Origin of the sequence: Mycobacterium sp. SMC-14 (assembly GCF_046250075.1) — a bacterium.
GTDB lineage: Bacteria > Actinomycetota > Actinomycetes > Mycobacteriales > Mycobacteriaceae > Mycobacterium.
Window position 1 is genome coordinate 2,286,747 of record NZ_CP176429.1, and the last position, 15,509, is coordinate 2,302,255.

The 15,509-nt window shown below is 67.0% G+C and carries 16 protein-coding genes; 6 read left to right on the forward strand and 10 right to left on the reverse strand.

Annotated elements, in window-relative coordinates; all coding sequences use genetic code 11:
* Positions 1-10: 10 nt before the first annotated feature.
* Both ACKY0W_RS10645 and ACKY0W_RS10650 read left to right on the forward strand, forming a co-directional pair.
* Entirely contained in the window at positions 11-1,285 is a 1,275-nt protein-coding gene (locus ACKY0W_RS10645; RefSeq protein ID WP_409437510.1) for a competence/damage-inducible protein A, read from the forward strand.
* Positions 1,286-1,333: 48 nt separating this feature from the next.
* Positions 1,334-2,794 carry a lipase maturation factor family protein gene (locus tag ACKY0W_RS10650; protein WP_409437511.1) on the forward strand — a complete coding sequence of 487 codons (1,461 nt, stop codon included), beginning with the start codon at positions 1,334-1,336 and terminating at the stop codon, positions 2,792-2,794.
* A gap of 11 nt (positions 2,795-2,805) precedes the next feature.
* Here the strand turns inward: ACKY0W_RS10650 and ACKY0W_RS10655 are convergent, their stop codons facing one another.
* From ACKY0W_RS10655 to dtd, 4 genes are all read right to left on the reverse strand, one after another.
* Positions 2,806-4,224, reverse strand: a complete 1,419-nt coding sequence (locus ACKY0W_RS10655; RefSeq protein WP_409437512.1) for an HNH endonuclease signature motif containing protein — start codon at positions 4,222-4,224, stop codon at positions 2,806-2,808.
* A gap of 23 nt (positions 4,225-4,247) precedes the next feature.
* A complete protein-coding gene (locus ACKY0W_RS10660) occupies positions 4,248-5,432 on the reverse strand; it encodes an ISL3 family transposase (RefSeq protein WP_409434498.1) in 1,185 nt (394 codons plus the stop codon).
* 370 nt (positions 5,433-5,802) lie between these two features.
* Positions 5,803-6,228: a DUF2834 domain-containing protein gene (locus ACKY0W_RS10665; RefSeq protein ID WP_409437513.1), complete on the reverse strand. Its 426-nt coding sequence runs from the start codon at positions 6,226-6,228 to the stop codon at positions 5,803-5,805.
* A 46-nt stretch (positions 6,229-6,274) separates the two neighbouring features.
* The gene (dtd, locus tag ACKY0W_RS10670) at positions 6,275-6,706 is read right to left on the reverse strand and encodes a D-aminoacyl-tRNA deacylase (protein ID WP_409437514.1); all 432 of its coding nucleotides are present in this window, start codon (positions 6,704-6,706) and stop codon (positions 6,275-6,277) included.
* Positions 6,707-6,759: 53 nt separating this feature from the next.
* Here dtd and ACKY0W_RS10675 point away from each other — a divergent pair, with 53 nt between their 5' ends.
* Positions 6,760-7,074, forward strand: a complete 315-nt coding sequence (locus ACKY0W_RS10675) for an MTH1187 family thiamine-binding protein (protein ID WP_409437515.1) — start codon at positions 6,760-6,762, stop codon at positions 7,072-7,074.
* Here the strand turns inward: ACKY0W_RS10675 and ACKY0W_RS10680 are convergent.
* The 5 genes from ACKY0W_RS10680 to ACKY0W_RS10700 form a co-directional block, all read right to left on the reverse strand.
* The gene (locus ACKY0W_RS10680; RefSeq protein WP_409437516.1) at positions 7,067-7,726 is read right to left on the reverse strand and encodes a M15 family metallopeptidase; all 660 of its coding nucleotides are present in this window, start codon (positions 7,724-7,726) and stop codon (positions 7,067-7,069) included. The genes ACKY0W_RS10675 and ACKY0W_RS10680 overlap by 8 nt on opposite strands.
* 17 nt (positions 7,727-7,743) lie before the next feature.
* Complete coding sequence (gene yaaA / locus ACKY0W_RS10685) at positions 7,744-8,490, reverse strand: peroxide stress protein YaaA (protein ID WP_409437517.1); 747 nt, start codon at positions 8,488-8,490, stop codon at positions 7,744-7,746.
* The gene (locus ACKY0W_RS10690; RefSeq protein ID WP_409437518.1) at positions 8,487-9,005 is read right to left on the reverse strand and encodes a phosphatase PAP2 family protein; all 519 of its coding nucleotides are present in this window, start codon (positions 9,003-9,005) and stop codon (positions 8,487-8,489) included. The genes yaaA and ACKY0W_RS10690 overlap by 4 nt, the downstream gene beginning before the upstream one ends.
* Before the next feature lie 49 nt (positions 9,006-9,054).
* Positions 9,055-9,501, reverse strand: a complete 447-nt coding sequence (locus tag ACKY0W_RS10695; RefSeq protein WP_409437519.1) for an STAS domain-containing protein — start codon at positions 9,499-9,501, stop codon at positions 9,055-9,057.
* A 99-nt stretch (positions 9,502-9,600) separates the two neighbouring features.
* Positions 9,601-11,556, reverse strand: coding sequence for a neutral/alkaline non-lysosomal ceramidase N-terminal domain-containing protein (locus ACKY0W_RS10700; RefSeq protein ID WP_409437520.1), 1,956 nt, complete (start codon positions 11,554-11,556; stop codon positions 9,601-9,603).
* A gap of 194 nt (positions 11,557-11,750) precedes the next feature.
* Between ACKY0W_RS10700 and ACKY0W_RS10705 the strand changes: the two genes are divergently transcribed.
* The 3 genes from ACKY0W_RS10705 to ACKY0W_RS10715 are packed head-to-tail and all read left to right on the forward strand — an operon-like array spanning position 11,751 to position 14,798.
* The gene (locus tag ACKY0W_RS10705) at positions 11,751-13,031 is read left to right on the forward strand and encodes an acyltransferase family protein (protein ID WP_409437521.1); all 1,281 of its coding nucleotides are present in this window, start codon (positions 11,751-11,753) and stop codon (positions 13,029-13,031) included.
* Between the two features lie 22 nt (positions 13,032-13,053).
* The gene (locus ACKY0W_RS10710) at positions 13,054-13,767 is read left to right on the forward strand and encodes an Rv0518 family GDSL lipase (protein WP_409437522.1); all 714 of its coding nucleotides are present in this window, start codon (positions 13,054-13,056) and stop codon (positions 13,765-13,767) included.
* A gap of 53 nt (positions 13,768-13,820) precedes the next feature.
* Positions 13,821-14,798: an NAD-dependent epimerase/dehydratase family protein gene (locus tag ACKY0W_RS10715; RefSeq protein ID WP_409437725.1), complete on the forward strand. Its 978-nt coding sequence runs from the start codon at positions 13,821-13,823 to the stop codon at positions 14,796-14,798.
* A 15-nt stretch (positions 14,799-14,813) separates the two neighbouring features.
* Here ACKY0W_RS10715 and ACKY0W_RS10720 read toward each other — a convergent pair whose 3' ends face one another.
* Entirely contained in the window at positions 14,814-15,461 is a 648-nt protein-coding gene (locus ACKY0W_RS10720) for an HD domain-containing protein (RefSeq protein ID WP_409437523.1), read from the reverse strand.
* Positions 15,462-15,509 lie beyond the last annotated feature (48 nt).

Genomic DNA, 15,509 nt, shown 5'->3' on the forward strand with positions numbered 1-15,509 from the left:
TCTCGGACCGGTGAGCGCACGCGCAGGAATCGTCGTCACCGGTACCGAGGTACTCACCGGACGTGTGACCGACCGGAACGGACCGTGGTTGGCTGACCGACTCCTGGAAATGGGAGTCGAGTTGGCGCACATCACGATCTGTGGCGACCGGCCCAGGGACATCGAGAGTCAGCTGCGGTTCCTGGCCGCCGAGGGTGTGGACTTGATCATCACCAGCGGCGGCCTGGGGCCGACGGCCGACGATCTGACGGTCGAGACCGTCGCCAGGTTCTGCGGTCGTGACGTCGTGCTCGACGATGAACTGGAAGCCCGGATCGCCGACATCATCAAACCCATGATGGCGCGCTACACCGGTCCCGGCGCTCCGGATTTCGCGACGGTCCGGGCAGCCAATCGCAAACAGGCGATGGTCCCGGCCGGCGCGACAATCCTGGACCCGGTAGGCACGGCGCCCGGCGTGGTGGTACCCGGCACGCCGACAGTTGTGGTGCTGCCGGGACCACCTCGCGAGCTGCAACCCATGTGGCACAAGGCGATACAGACGGCCGCGGTGCAGGAGGCGCTGGCCGGACGGACGCATTACGAGCAGCAGATGATCCGGATGTTCGGCTTGCCCGAGTCCGGCCTGGCTGACACGCTGCGGCACGCGCAGGATGTCATCGGTGACTTTCACCGGCTGGAGATCACCACCTGCCTGCGCCGCGGTGAACTGGAGATCGTCACGCGCTACGAGCCGGACGCCGCCGGCGCCTACGACCAGTTGCTCGCATTGCTCCGTGAGCGGCATTCGCGCGCGATCTTTTCCGAAGACGGTTCGCAGATCGACGATCTGGTGGCGGCGTTGTTGTCCGGTCGACAGATCGCGACCGCCGAATCCTGCACCGCGGGCCTGTTGGCGGGGCGGCTGGCCGACCCGCCGGGCGCCTCGAATTACTTGGCCGGCGGGGTGGTGTCCTACTCCAATGAGGCGAAGATCGAACTGCTCGGCGTCGACGCCGCATTGATCGCCGAACACGGTGCGGTGTCCGAGCCGGTGGCCGAGGCCATGGCCGCCGGTGCGCTGCGCCGCTTCGGTGCCGACACCGCGGTCGCGATCACGGGAATTGCCGGGCCTGGCGGCGGAACGCCGGACAAACCGGTGGGCACGGTGTGCTTCTGTGTGGCGCTCGGTGACGGCCGGATGACCACGCGGACCACCAGGTTGCCTGGGGACCGGGCCGACGTCCGGGAACGCTCGACGACGGTGGCCATGCATCTGCTGTACCGCGCACTGTCAACCGGCTGATTCCTGCCCCGACCGATGGTATGAACATCACACCGAGGAGTTGCAGGTGTGAGCACACAGTGGGCGTGGTTGAGCGGTTCCGGGTACTGGCTGGGACGGCTGGTCCTCGAACGCGGGATCGCGGCCATCTACGTCATCGCATTTGTGGCCGCCGCACGGCAGTTCCGCGCCCTGATCGGCGAACACGGCATGACGCCGGTGCCGCAGTATCTGCGGCGACGGCCGTTTCGACTGACGCCCAGCATCTTTCATCTGCACTACTCCGATCGGTTCTTCGCTTTCGTGTGCTGGCTGGGTGCGGGACTGGCCGCGGCTCTGGTGGTGGGCGCTGGAGAACTGGTTCCGCTGTGGGCGGTGATGGCCCTCTGGCTGCTGTTGTGGGGGTTGTATCTGTCGATCGTCAACGTCGGCCAGACGTGGTACGCGTTCGGCTGGGAGTCGATTCTCCTGGAAAGCGGGTTGTTAGCCGTCTTCTTGGGCAACGACCGCGTTGCGCCGCCGGTGCTCATCATGTGGCTGGCCCGTTGGCTGCTGTTCCGGATCGAGTTCGGCGCTGGCCTGATCAAGCTGCGGGGCGATTCTTGCTGGCGCGACCTGACCTGCCTGTACTACCACCACGAGACCCAGCCGATGCCCGGCCCGTTGAGCTGGCTCTTCCATCAGCTGCCCAAACCGTTGCACCGCATAGAGGCCGCGGGCAACCACGTCGCTCAACTGGTGGTGCCGTTCGGGTTGTTCGCTCCGCAGCCCATCGCCGGTGTGGCCGCCGCGATCATCATCATCACCCAGCTGTGGCTGGTGGCCTCGGGTAACTTCGCCTGGCTGAACTGGATCACGATCGTTCTGGCGGCCGGGGCTCTCAACGAAACCTGGTTCACTGGAACGATTTCGGGCCTGCAGCCACCGGCTATGCCGCAGGCCCCGATGTGGTTCGCTGCGCTGGTGATGGTGTACGCGGCATCGGTCGTGGTACTGAGCTACTGGCCGGTGCGCAACATGGCATCGCGCAATCAGCGCATGAATGCCAGCTTCAACCCGCTCCACCTGGTCAACAGCTACGGCGCGTTCGGGACTGTCGGCCGCTCCCGGCGGGAGCTGGTGATCGAGGGAACGGCGGCGGCGGAGCTCACCGATCGGACGACCTGGTGCGAATACCACTTCAAGGGCAAGCCCGGTGCGGTGAAACGCCTTCCGCGTCAATGGGCGCCCTATCATCTGCGCCTGGACTGGCTGATGTGGTTCGCCGCGCTCTCGCCCCGGTACGGGCTGGCGTGGCGTGACGGCCTGCTGCAGCGGTTACTGCGCAATGACCGCGACACGTTACGTCTGTTGGGCCACAACCCATTTCCGGACAGTCCGCCGCGCTTCGTGCGGATCCTGCTCTACGAGTATCGCTTCACCACATGGGCCGAACGGCGACGGGACCGGGCCTGGTGGCATCGCAGCCTGGTGGGCGTCTATCTGTCCCCGGTCTCGGCGAGCGTGCCAGGGCCGCCGAGCCCCCGCTAGTCCCGCGGCGATCACCCAGCCTCGGGCCAATCGTCGACCTTGTCGGGGGCGGGTTCCGGTCGGGTGTGGTAGTCGATGATGGCTTCGATGAAGTGGAACGGGTTCACTCGGGGTTGGCCGCGTTCAAGTTTCGGTGGCGGAATCCATGCGACGCGCCCGTCGTCTCCGAGGGTGGTGGTCCAGCCTTGTTCGGTGGCCATCCGGTTGTCGGGTGCACACGCCAACGCGAGCGCGTCGACGTCGGTTTGTCCGTTGTGGGCCCAGTCCTTTTCGAGATGATGCGCCTGGGACAAATACCCCGATACGGAGCAACCGGGTCGCGTGCAGCCGCGATCTCGGGCATGCAGCACGATGCGCTGATCCGCTGAGGCGAGCCGCTTGCTACGCCCCAGCCAGAGCGCCCGGCCCCTGCCGTCGAACACGCTCAGGTAGTGGTAGCTGTGCTCGGCCATCCGCAACAGATCGGACATCGGCAACAGTGACCCCCCGGCGGTGTGGGCCTTGCCGGTGGCGGCGTGTAGCTCGGCCAGGGTGGTCGAGATGATGACGGTCACCGGCAGCCCGTTGAGTTGGCCGAGGTCCCCGCAGGCGAGCACTGCGCGGCAAGCGGCGAGTAGGGCGTCGTGGGTGCGTTGGTCGGGTCGGCGATCATCATGCTGGATCTGCTGCTGGGATGGGGCGCCGCTGAGACAGGGCTGTTCGTCGGCGGCATTGCACATACCGGGGGCGGCGAGTTTGGCCAGGATCGACTCCAGGGTGGCGCGCAGCTCCGGGGTGATGCGCCCCGACAGTGAACTCATCCCATCGATGCCTTGCCGGCCGAGTCGCAGCCCGCGCCGGGCCAGGCGTTCTCGGTCGGTGAAATCCCCATCCGGGTCCAGGACGGCCACCAGATGCTCGGCTAGGCGCTGGAAGGTTTCCGGCCCGAATTGGCTCGCCAGTACCGCGAGGTCATGCTCGGCCCGCTGACGGTAGGCAGCACTGACCGCGGCCGGTATTTTCGTCAAGGCCTTGCGGGCGATCGCCACATGCTCCGGCCCGATCCGACCCACGGCCTGCGCGGCGGCCAGTTCCGGCAACGCCGGCTCCAAGGGTTCCCCGGTCACCGCGGCGCGTGGACCGAGCTCGGCAGCTTCGGCCAATCGACGCCGCGCGTTGGCGCTGCTGATCCGCAACCGCTCGGCCAATGCCTTGGTCAGCGAGCATGCCCCCAAGGCGCCGGGATCGCCGTCGGTGACCAACCGGGCCAGGATTCGGTGATCGACCACCGGCGCCCGCCACGCCAACGTTTCCCGGCGGGCCAGCACCGCCACCAACTCGTCGGCATTCAAGGCATCCAGCGAGCAGTGTTCGAGCTGGTCATAGGCGGCCTCGACCGCGTCGAGGCACCCCAGAATGGTGTCCCGATCCGCGATCGCATTCCTACCCATGTATCGAACACTAGTGCGACTCCTCAGGTTTGTGTGGGGAGTTTGGGGTGTAGGCCGCCGAGGCAGAGGTAGATCATTGAGCTCAGGGTTTGGGCGGAGTGGTGTCCGTAGCCGCGGGCGTTGATGAGTCGGATCTTGGCGTTGATGCCTTCGATGAGGGCGTTGCTGATGCCGAGTTCGATCGCGGCCAGAATGGGTTCGAAGTAAGCCTCGAAGCGTTTTCCCAGCGCGACGAACGCGGGGATGCGGGAACGCTTGGCTGCGGTGATCCAGGCTTTGAGCAATCTGCGGGCGACACCGGGTTCGTGGTCGTAGCGGTAGAGGTCGCGCGCTTGTTCTTTGAGGGTCCAGGCTCGGCCTATACGACGGTTGGTGCGTGCGATCTGGTTGACCAGGGCGCGTTTTTCGTCGTTGAGTTTGTTCTCGCCGGTACGCAGCGCCCATCGGGCGGCTTTCCAGTCCGCTGTGGCGTACCCGGGTAGGCGGATCGATTCGGCGAAGACGCGGTCCAGGGCACGGTTGACCCATTGCATGATGTGGAAGCCGTCGTAGCAGATGGTCGCGTGTGGGACCGCTGCGGTGGTGGCGGCGGTGTAGGCGGCTGAGACGTCCATGCTGACGGCTTCGATCTGTGCCAGTGAGCAATCCGTCTGGGCGGCATAGAAGTTGGTCAGTGATTGCTCGCTGCGGCCGGGTTGGATGTCGACGACGGTTCCGGTGTCGTGGTCGCCGATGATGGTCAGGTATCGGTGGGGGTGGCGGTAGCAGATCTCGTCGACCCCGATGCGGTAGAGCGTCTGCAGGCGGCGCTGATCAAGCAGCTCGGCCACGCCGCGGGTGATGATCGCGGTGACGGTTTCCCAGGCGCAGCGCATTAACGTGGCCACCGAGGTGCGGTCGGTGCGTTGGGCCAGCCAGAGCACCATGTCCTCGAAGTCGCGGGTATGACGCGCGCCGGGACGGGCCCAGGGCAGTTCTTCGGTGATCACCCCGCAGTCTGGGCAGTCGATGCGGCGAATCTCGTAGACCAGCCACAGCTGTGATCGAGCCAAATCCAGATGGCGCCAGCGCCGGCGCCGGCGGTCATAAATGGACCGTGAGTGTTTGCCGCATGGGCAGCGCAGCAGCCTGGCCTTTGGGCGCAGGCTGACCTCGATCTCACCGCCGTCGATGGCGACATCGGTGACCGTGGCTCCGGGAATCTGCAATAGGCGGTTAAATGCAGTACTGACGCGCACGCGGATCGTTCCTTGCGGTTGAGGTTGGTGTGGTAACCCCGAAACCTAGAGGCGCACCGCGTGCGCGTCCCTCATTTCACCGACGAACCGTCAAATCCTATTGCAGCGCAGACCAATATCGCCCTGAGCAGGGAAAAGGCGCCCACTAGAACCCTAGGAGCGCCACACTAGTTCGAGCAACCGACAGAGAAGCCAGCTGGCCAAACCCCTGTTAGCAGGATCGTCAACTGGGGATAACTGCGGCCCACAGCGCCAGGCTGAGCTGACGGTGTACGCGGTGCCGCCCGCTCTCCTGGGGTGAAGTACGCCAGGATTTCCAGGGTGTCGTCGGAGCCGGACGCTACCGGGTATCGACCCACAGGGTGGCGCCCACCAGCACCAGCGTGACCGTGGCCAGCAGTGCCGTATCGAGCGCACCCAGCCGTGGCGCCGACGCACCCTCAGCGGCCAGCCGACGTTCGCGGGCGATCGGAAACAACGGGAACGTGAAACTGATGGCAGTGAGGAAGCCGCCGAAGATATAGGCCCAGACGAACCGCACGTTGTGCTTCCGGGCCTCGGCGACCATCAACACCGCCGCCGACAGAAACAGCATCAGAATGTCGGCGGTGATCGAGCGCGACGCGGGTGTCACGGCGGTGTCCGGCAGGAACCGGGAAAGAAAGCCTGACCCGTCGTAGGACAGATTCTGGCTCCAGGTGGCGACGAGCGCAGCGACGGCGATCGCGGCGTACACACCGCAACGGACCTTGCCAGCTGTATTCATCGGGCCACGTTAGCGTCCACGGCCCCGGGCGTAGCGCGGTTTCGCCTCAGAGCTCGAGCAGCACCGTCACCGGCCCGTCGTTGACCAGTTCCACCTGCATATGCGTCCCGAACTGCCCGGTCGCCACCTGCGCGCCCAACACGCGCAGTGCTTCGGCGAACTCGGCGACCAGAGGTTCGGCGACAGGGCCCGGCGCGGCGGCATTCCACGACGGCCGCCGCCCCTTGGCGGTGTCGGCGTAGAGCGTGAACTGGCTGACCACCAGAATCGGCGCACCCACATCGGCTGCCGACTTCTGATCGTCGAGAATGCGCAACTGCCAAAGCTTTTCGGCGAGCCGCCGCGCCGTGGCGGAGTCGTCGGCGTGGGTCACGCCGACCAGGGCCAGCAGGCCCTGGCCGTCCGGCTCGATCGCGCCGACCGTCTGACCGTCGACCGTGACGCGGGCCGATGAGACACGTTGGACCAGAACTCGCACGGGCTCGATGCTAAGTAGGCTTGTCGTGGTGCCTTCCGGGAGGGGTGAGTCGCGTGTCGGTCTTGGTTGCGTTCTCGGTTACGCCGCTCGGTGTGGGGGAGGGAGTCGGCGAGATCGTCGCCGAGGCGGTGCGCGTCGTTCGGGAGTCCGGCCTGCCCAATCGCACCGATGCCATGTTCACCGTGATCGAAAGCGACAGCTGGACCGAAGCGATGGCCGTGGTGCAACGGGCGGTGGAAGCGGTAGCGGCCCGCGCACCGCGGGTCAGTACCGTGATCAAAGCCGACTGGCGAGATGGCGCGGTCGACGCGATGAACACCAAGGTCGAATCGGTGGAGCGTCACCTGGCGGTGCCGCCACCTAATTGACCGGTACGTCGAGGATCGGGCGCCCCACGTCGGCGCCGGGGCCGTTGAAATGCCACCATTCGCCCGAATACACGGCCAGACCGCCGGTCTTCATCGCCTCGCGCAGGGCGGCACGCTCGGCCGCCGCGCGAGCGCTGATCCCGTCGGCGAATGCCGTTGCAGCCGGCGAGAAGTCATCGAATCCGGTGCCCATCTCCGACAGTCGCCCATACGCGTCGGCGGTGGTCACGTCGACCGATCGCCCGGTCTCGTGGCTGCGGGCCAGCGAGCCGGGTCGGGCCACCCAATTCGGGTTCGGCACCACTTCGAACATCCGCACCTGCACGTTGTGTGGCCGGTAGCAGTCCCAGAACACCAGAATTCGGCCTCGGCTGCGCAACGCGGCGGCCGCCGTGGCCAACCCCGGCGCCATCGACTCATGGACCAGACACCGAGCGTTCGAAGGGTAGAGCTGTTCGCCTACGAAGTTGTTGGCGGTGGCATATCGCAGGTCGATGATCGCGTCGGGCACCGCGCTGCGCACGTCGACGAACCCGGCCGCGCGAGCCGGCTCCGACAGCGCGGGCACCTCCGATCCCGGCGCCGCGGCCGCAGTGCCGGAGGCCCCGGCGAACAGCAGCGCAACAACAAACACCATCCGCAGACTCGGCATCTGCCCATTGTCGCCTGTCAGGCGGCAACCACGATCGTCAGCCGACGCTCTTCGCGTTCCACCCGCATCCCGGCCCGCCGAGCCGTAGCCGCCACTGCGGCGGCGTCGTCGGGTTCGGCCCTGGTAGTGGCCAGCACCCGCGCCAGTCGACCCTTGTGCGCCTTGTTGAAGTGACTCACCGAGACGCGCCGGCCGTCGGGGTGCTCGGCGACCACATCGACGCGGACAGCGCCGGGGACAGCAGCCAGTGCCGCATAGGATCCGGACCTCAGATCGACAACCAGTTCGACTGCGGCGATCTCGGCCAGCACCGGTTCCAGAACCGGCCGCCAGCGCTTGACCAATCCCGGTTGTCCGGGCAGCTTCGAGGACGCCGAGAGGCGGTAGGCGGGCACCGGGTCCGTGGCCCGCAACAGCCCGAACAAGGCGGAGCCCACGGCCAACCGGGCGCCGGCCCGGGCGGCCGCGGCGCCGCGCAACGAGTCGACGTCCAGCGCCTCGTACAGCACACCCGTATAGCGGTTGATCGCCGGCGCGGTGGGAGCGGTGCGCAGCGTGGCGTTGCGCTCGATCTCGGCGTCCTGGGACGCCGACAATCCCAGCGCGCTGCGGCTGGCGTCTCGATCAGCGGCCAAACCCACCAGCTCGTCGACCAGTTCCGCCCTCAGGCCGGTGAGTTGCGGGGATGCCAATGCCTCGAGGCACAGCGGTGGTCCGTCGCCGCCGGCGCGTTTGGTCTCCGACGGGGGCAGCAGCACGATCACAGCGCAGACGTTAACCGAGCCGTTCCGCAGACCAGCGCGGTGGCGAGCATCGCCGCACCCACGGTATCGGTGAAGAAGTGGTAGCCGCAGGCCACCAACCCGAGCATGCCCAGCAGGCTGACCAGCGTGGCTGCGGTCAGGGCCCACGGCCGGGCCACCTTCGAACCGGCCACCACGACCATCATTCCCAGCACCGCCACCAACAGCGCGGTATGGCCGCTGGGGTATTCGAGGTAGGGCCCATTACGCCGGTCGAACAGGTGCTTGAGTGCCATGGTGGCGACGGTGACCGCGAACGGGCAGGCCAGCACCGCGGCCGCCAAAGCCCACTGCCCGCGCGATAAGGCCAACGCCAGGCACGCCACCGTCACCCCTAACACCAACCAGCCGCTGGTGAAGATCAGCAGCCACCGAGGCTGCTCGCCGATCAGGGTGAAGGTGGCGTGTCTGAACCAGTTATCGATGGGCGTCGAGCCGCGGCCCACCGCCCAGCCGAGGGCCAATGTCGCCAGCACGCCGACCGGCGGCCACCAGCGCAGGGCGGTGGCGAGGCTTCGACCTATCTCAGGCCGACTTCTGGAACAGAGGCAGCAGCATCTGGCGGCGCTGGTCGTTGCCGTCAGCAAGCGCGTGCAGCGCCTGGTCCACCGAGCGTGACGTCGGGAACATGGCGTCCTCGTCGAAGTCGCCGAGCAGTTCCTGGACCGGCGAGCTCTCGATGAGCGTCCACTCCACGCCCGCGGCACGGCAGTCGCCGTCCAGGACGCACAGCAGCCAGATGCCGGCGGCGGCGAACGAGGTGACCCCGCTCAGATCGAGCACCAGCGGCTCCTTCGCAAGGACGAAGCGCCGGGCGTGTTCGCTGAGCTGGTCCACGTTGCTGGCATCGATCCGGCCCCGGATCGCGATCACCGTCGCGAGGTGACGGTAGTGCGCCCGAATCTGCGCCTCGCCGCACTCGACGACCGGGTTGATCCGAGCAGTGCCTCGTGTAGTGATCTCGATTGCCATGCCAGCCCCCGCCTTCCATGTCGATCGTTGTCGGCAGCTGTGCCGACCTCGATGTTTCCCGACGTTATGCGGCGAAGTTAAGGCCTCTTGGGCGGCCGATTAACGCTTTGGTGAGATCTCGAACGGCTCGGTTGCCCCGGTGAACGCACTGATACGCCCGTCTCGGTCCAGCGCGTCGCCGTCATAGCGAAGCCGGTACCGCCCAGCAGCGATGTCGTCGGGAACCGTCCAGGTCACGGTGATGGTCGACCCGCGCCGGCCGGCCCGTCGCCAGCGGAATGTCGTCGACCAGTCGCTGTCGTCGGCCACGGTGGTCCACCCGTCGCCGGTCTGCTGCTCGACCCGCACATAAGTGCCGCCGCGGTGCAGATCATTGTTCGGGTACGCGCCGGCGAACTCCGCCGACACCGTGGCACCCGGGAGGTACGCAGGCAGCGGAGCTGCCAAGACGTCGCCGAACCGCTGACCGGCGGCCAGCGCATCCGGCTTTGCCCGGTGACGGGACCGCCGCCGGCGGGACGGCTCGGCGGGACGCCGGCCTTGCGGCGCCGGCCGCTGCTCGCGCATCGCGGTGGCCAGCTCGGCCACCACCTGCTGAAGTGCGGGCAGCTCCCAGCGCCCGAACAGCGTGCTGCCACCCTCGTAACGCTGCTCGTCGTATTCCTCCGGCGTCGTGACGTAGTGCAGATAGCCGTTGCTGTAGCCCGCCACCAGTACGTCGCGCAGGTCGGCGCCCACGATGTCAGCCACTGTGCGGCGTAACCGCAGACCCGCCACGATGGTCACTTCCGCGGGAATGCCGATCAGGTGCAGCTGCCCGATGCGCAGCAGCTGCACCGGTCCGCCCTCGGGTATCAGCATCGACAGCGCCTTGTTCAGCCGCGTTCCCGGCCCTACCGTGCCCTTCGGTGCGTGTGCGTCGCGCAGTCGGGGGGAGAGCCGGAACACCGTGTTGGCGACCAGGCCGTCGAAGATGCGGTTTCGGCCCTGCTTGAACACGGGGTACAACGGGCCGGCGCCCTCGTCGGTGCCGGCCAGGCAGGAAGCGCCCGCGAGCGCGGGACCGGTGCGATGGGTCCGGCCGTCGCCGGTGAACTCGGGCCGGACCTCGAAGTCCGTCAGGTCGACGTAGGTGGTGCGGGCGTCGAGACCTCCGGTGACCTCGGTGCCGTGTCCCAGGGTCAGTTCGGTGGCCGCGGCGGCTTGGCGGGACCCGATGATGCGGGTGTTCTCAAGCTCGTCCTCGGTGGGGCCGCTGCCGGGGCGATGGTTGAGATTGGGCGACATGTCGCCGGAGTTGGTCTGGGCGAAGGCCGCGATGAAATCCGGTGGCGTGGCTGCCAGGTAGTCGACGCCGTGGTCCAGGCGCTCGCACTGGTAGGCGGCATAGCCCTTGTTGTCCCCGCTGATCAAGGTGTTGCGGTTGGTCATGGACGTGCCGTGGGTGGCGAACCAGTTCACCGCACCGACCAGCCGGCCGTCGCGCTCGATGCGCAGCAAGGTGGTCTGCGGGTCGATCTCGTCCGGGAAATGGGCCCGGTCGGCCTCGGGGTTGCGGGCGAACGACAGCGGTGAGCGATTGCTGCTCGCATCGTGCAGCCGGCCCACGGCAAGGCTCAGGCCGGCGGGGGCGAGGTCGGCATGCGCCCGGTCGACGGCTTCGCAGATCCCGTCGACGATCGCGTTGAAGGTCTGGTGCCGGAACCCATTCGTGTTCGAGTTGTAGAGCCGGTGGTCCGAGTAACCGCCAGGGCCGCAATGGGTGTGCGTCGCCGTCAGCATCACGTTGTGGAACGTGTACAACTCGCCGTAGGTCGCGGCCAGGCGTCCGAGCACTTCGTGGTGCACGCTTTCCAGCAACAACGGCACCTCGCAGACCACCAGGAGCAGCCGGGTGTCGGCGGCGGCGTCGGCGATGACGAATGCCCGCGCGCGCAGCCGGTTGTGCAGCCCGTCGGTTTGCTGTGAGGCCACGCCGTAGCCGAGCATTCCGCACTCGGCCGGTTCGCCGGTGATGTCGGCGATTCCGCGTCCAACCTGGTAGTCGTCTGGCATCGCTACAGTATTCACAAGCGCCCCGTCGGTATCGTCGCCGACGTGCCCGGCTGGTTACTTCACCCGGGACGGTCCCGCTGCTAGTCTTCGATGGCTGCCGGCTACCGGGGTGCGGCTGCCGATCGCCGGGCCGTCTCGGCGGGCCCGCACCCGAGGCAGCCAGGACATGCGGAGTCACCCGGCGAAAGAGTGTTGTGCGCAGCGGAGAGATCAAGGCCCTGACCGGGCTTCGCATCATCGCCGCGGTGTGGGTGGTGCTGTTTCATTTTCGGCCTTTGCTGCGACTGGCGTCCCCGGAGCTCAGCGATGCGCTCGCCCCGGTGCTCGACCGTGGCGCTCAGGGCGTCGACCTGTTCTTCATCCTCAGTGGTTTCGTGCTGACCTGGAACTACCTGGAGCGAATGGGGGAGACGTTCTCCGCACGCGCCACGGTGCACTTCTTGTGGTTGCGCCTGGCCCGGGTCTGGCCGATTTACCTGGTCACGATGCACCTGGCGCTGCTGTGGGTCATCTTCACGTTGCACGTCGGGCATGTCCCCACCGAGGACCTCAGCCGAATCACCGCGATCAGCTATGTGCGCCAGGTCCTGCTGGTGCAGTTGTGGTTCGAGCCGTTCTTCGATGGGTCGAGTTGGGACGGGCCGGCCTGGTCGATCAGTGCCGAATGGCTGGCCTACCTGTTGTTCGGCGTGCTGGTGCTGGCGGTCTACCGAATGATGCGGGTGACATCGGCGCGTGGGCTGACGGCATTGGCGATCATCGCTTCGCTCCCGCCGTTGCTGTTGTTACTGGCGACCGGCGAGTTCTACAGCCCGTGGAGCTGGTTGCCACGCATCGTCATGCAGTTCACCGCGGGCGCGCTGGCCTGCGCCGCGGTGCGCAAGATCAACCCCACCGACCGGTTTCGCCGTGCCGCGGGTTATTGCTCCGCACTGCTCATCGCCTCGATGGTCGGTGTCCTGTACTACTTCGACGGCCATCCGATCTCGGGGCTCTATGACAGCGGCGGCCTGGTCGATGTGCTGTTCGTGCCGCTGGTGATGGCCCTGGCGATCGGCATCGGCAGCCTGCCGGCGCTGCTGTCCACGCGCGTGATGGTCTACGGCGGGCAGATCTCGTTCTGCCTGTACATGGTCCACGAGCTGGTGCACACGTCCTGGAATTGGGCGGCAAAGCAATTCGAGATCGTGCTCGACGAGGGGGCGACCGCGGCCAAGTGGATGGTGTGCGGCTTGCTGGTGGCGGCGACGCTCTTGTCGATGCTGCTGTTCCACGCTGTTGAAGAGCCCGGTCGGCACTGGATGCGCAAGATGATCGGCGCCCGGCCCGAGTCGGCCCAGGTGACACCTGCCGAAGATCCCCTGGCGGTCGAACCGGTGGGCCCCGACATCTCGGACGGCAGGAACGATTCGAACGACTTGGACGACGGTGTCCTAGGCGAACCCAAGGTCGCGGTTCCGGCTAGTCTTCGCTGAAGTTGATTGGGGGGAGGTAGCCGTGAGTCGGGTGATGACGTTCGCCGTCGTCATGGTGGCCGGGGTCGTCGCGGTGGTCGCGGGAACCGGCTATTTGTCGCGCGATCACGAGTCGCCGCGCCATTACGAGACGGTGCCGCTGAGTGCCTCCCCGAATCGTATTGCGGTGGTCGGTGACTCCTACACCGCCGGGTACGAGGACACCGGCCGCGGTGCGGCGAACTGGACCGAGCGCGCATGGCAGAACCTGGCCGGCCGAGGGGTGTACGTCAGCGCCGACGTGGCCGCCGAGGGCGGTGCGGGTTACGGCGTGCGCGGCAACCGCGGCGCCCTGTACGGCGACCTGACTCGCCGCGCGGTGCGACCCGACGACGCGCTGGTGGTGTTCTTCGGCTCGCGTAATGACCAAGACGTCGAGCCGGGCGAGTTGAGCCGACTGATCGCCGACACCCTGGGCTTGGCCCGCCGGACCGCGCCGGGGGCGCGGATGCTGGTGATCGGGCCACCGTGGCCCACCGCCGACGTTCCGGGCAATGTGTGGCGCATCCGCGATGTCCTCAGTACCGAGGCGCGCGTGGTCGGTGCGGAGTTTGTCGATCCGCTCGCCGAGCGGTGGTTCGTCGGCCTGCCCGATCTGATCGGCCCGGACGGTGTACACCCCACCGACGCCGGTCATGCGTACATGGCCGACAGGATCGCACCGCTGATCGCGGGACAGCTTCCGAAACGGACTTAGCGCAAAACCGGACGAAATCGGGCTGTCCTCAGCAGTATTGGCGAATGGACACCATGCGCGTACTGATCACCGGTGGAACCGGATTCGTCGGAGGCTGGACCGCCAAGGCGATCGCCGATGCCGGGCACCGGGTGCGATTCCTGGTCCGAAACCCCGCGGGTCTGTACAGCAGCGTGGAGCGGCTGGGTGTCGATGTGTCCGACTACGTCGTCGGTGACATCACCGACGCGGACTCGGTGCGCGAGGCTCTGCGCGGCTGCGATGCGGTCATACACGCTGCCGCCGTGGTGGCCACCGATCCACGCCAGACGGCACAGATGCTGGCCACGAACTCGGCCGGCGCCCACATCGTGCTCGGCGGAGCGGTCGAGCTGGGGCTGGACCCGATCATTCACGTCTCCAGCTTCACCGCGCTGTTTCACCCGGGACTGACGATGTTGCGGGCTGACCTGCCGGTGGCCGGGGGCGCTGACGGATATGGACAGTCGAAAGCCCGTGAAGACCTCTATGTGCGCGGACTGCAGGACGCAGGTGCCCCCGTCAACATCACCTATCCGGGCATGGTGCTCGGGCCTCCGGTCGGAGACCGGCTGGGGGAGGCCGGCGAAGGTGTACGCGCCGCGCTGCAGATGCATGTCATCCCCGGGCGCGGCAGTGCCTGGATGGTGATCGACGTTCGTGACCTTGCGGCAATGCATCTCGCGCTGCTGGAGCCGGGCCGGGGCCCGCGCCGCTACATGGCAGGTGGCCAGCGGGTACCGCCGGGAGAGTTGGCGAGCCTGCTGCAAGAGCTGTCGGGTTCGCCCATGCTCGCGGTGCCGATACCGGACATCGCACTGCGCTGGGCGGGCCGCGTCTTGGATCAGGTCGAGCAGGTGCTGCCGATCTCGACTCCGTTCACCGAGGCCGGGATGCAGTACTACACCCAGATGCCCGAATCCGATGACACCCCTGCCGAGCGTGAGCTCGGCATCGTGTTCCGAACCCCTCGGGAAACACTGGCCGACACCATTGCGGGGATCCGTGGGTAGCCGCGTTCTCGGGGCCTACTCGGGCCAGGGGTTGTTGAGGATCAGTTCGGCGAAGTTGACGGGCACGAACTCGGGGTCGAAATGAGCAAGGACGTCGGCGTTCATGGTGCCGAAGGTGCTCTGCGGCCGATGCTCCATCCCGTCGTTGAAGGCCGCCAGAATTCGCCTCTTGAAGTCCGGACGCCGATGAGCAGTGATGACTGCCGCGATGTCCTCGGCGGACAGGTCATCCAGGCCAAGGCCGATCACATCGGTTTCGACACCGGCGGTGACCAAGGCGATCTCCGGGTCGAGGAATTCGGGCACGCCCGGGGTGGTGTGCAGGGCGATGGCGAGCCACACCTTGCCGGCCTCGGCTTCGCCGACGCCACGCTGCAACAGGAAATCTCGCGCCGCATTGGCACCGTCCACCTCGAAGCGAAGTGCGGAGCTGCGGTAGCGCTGGGTGAGGCCCAGATCGTGAAACATCGCGCCGGCGTAGAGCAGCTCCAGGTCCGGTTGCAGCCCGCGGCGGCGGCCCTGCAGCGCGCCGAACAGAAACACCCGGCGCGAATGGTCGAAGAGCAGGTCGTCTTCGGTGTCTCGAATGAACTCGGTTATCTCCCGCGCCAACGCCGAGTCGGGAATGGTGATGTCGGCAATGGTCTCGATCGCCTGGGTCATGGACGCCTCTCCTTGTTTGGGCCTGTAGCCATTCTGCGTTTGGCCGGA

What these genes read in the sequence shown, in the direction of transcription:
- ACKY0W_RS10695 (WP_409437519.1), bottom strand. Translation starts at nt 9,501, where the DNA reads ATGGCAATCGAGATCACTACACGAGGCACTGCTCGGATCAACCCGGTC.
- ACKY0W_RS10665 (WP_409437513.1), bottom strand. Translation starts at nt 6,228, where the DNA reads ATGAATACAGCTGGCAAGGTCCGTTGCGGTGTGTACGCCGCGATCGCC.
- ACKY0W_RS10720 (WP_409437523.1), bottom strand. Translation starts at nt 15,461, where the DNA reads ATGACCCAGGCGATCGAGACCATTGCCGACATCACCATTCCCGACTCG.
- ACKY0W_RS10655 (WP_409437512.1), bottom strand. Translation starts at nt 4,224, where the DNA reads ATGGGTAGGAATGCGATCGCGGATCGGGACACCATTCTGGGGTGCCTC.
- ACKY0W_RS10700 (WP_409437520.1), bottom strand. Translation starts at nt 11,556, where the DNA reads ATGCCAGACGACTACCAGGTTGGACGCGGAATCGCCGACATCACCGGC.
- ACKY0W_RS10715 (WP_409437725.1), top strand. Translation starts at nt 13,821, where the DNA reads ATGCGCGTACTGATCACCGGTGGAACCGGATTCGTCGGAGGCTGGACC.
- ACKY0W_RS10680 (WP_409437516.1), bottom strand. Translation starts at nt 7,726, where the DNA reads ATGCCGAGTCTGCGGATGGTGTTTGTTGTTGCGCTGCTGTTCGCCGGG.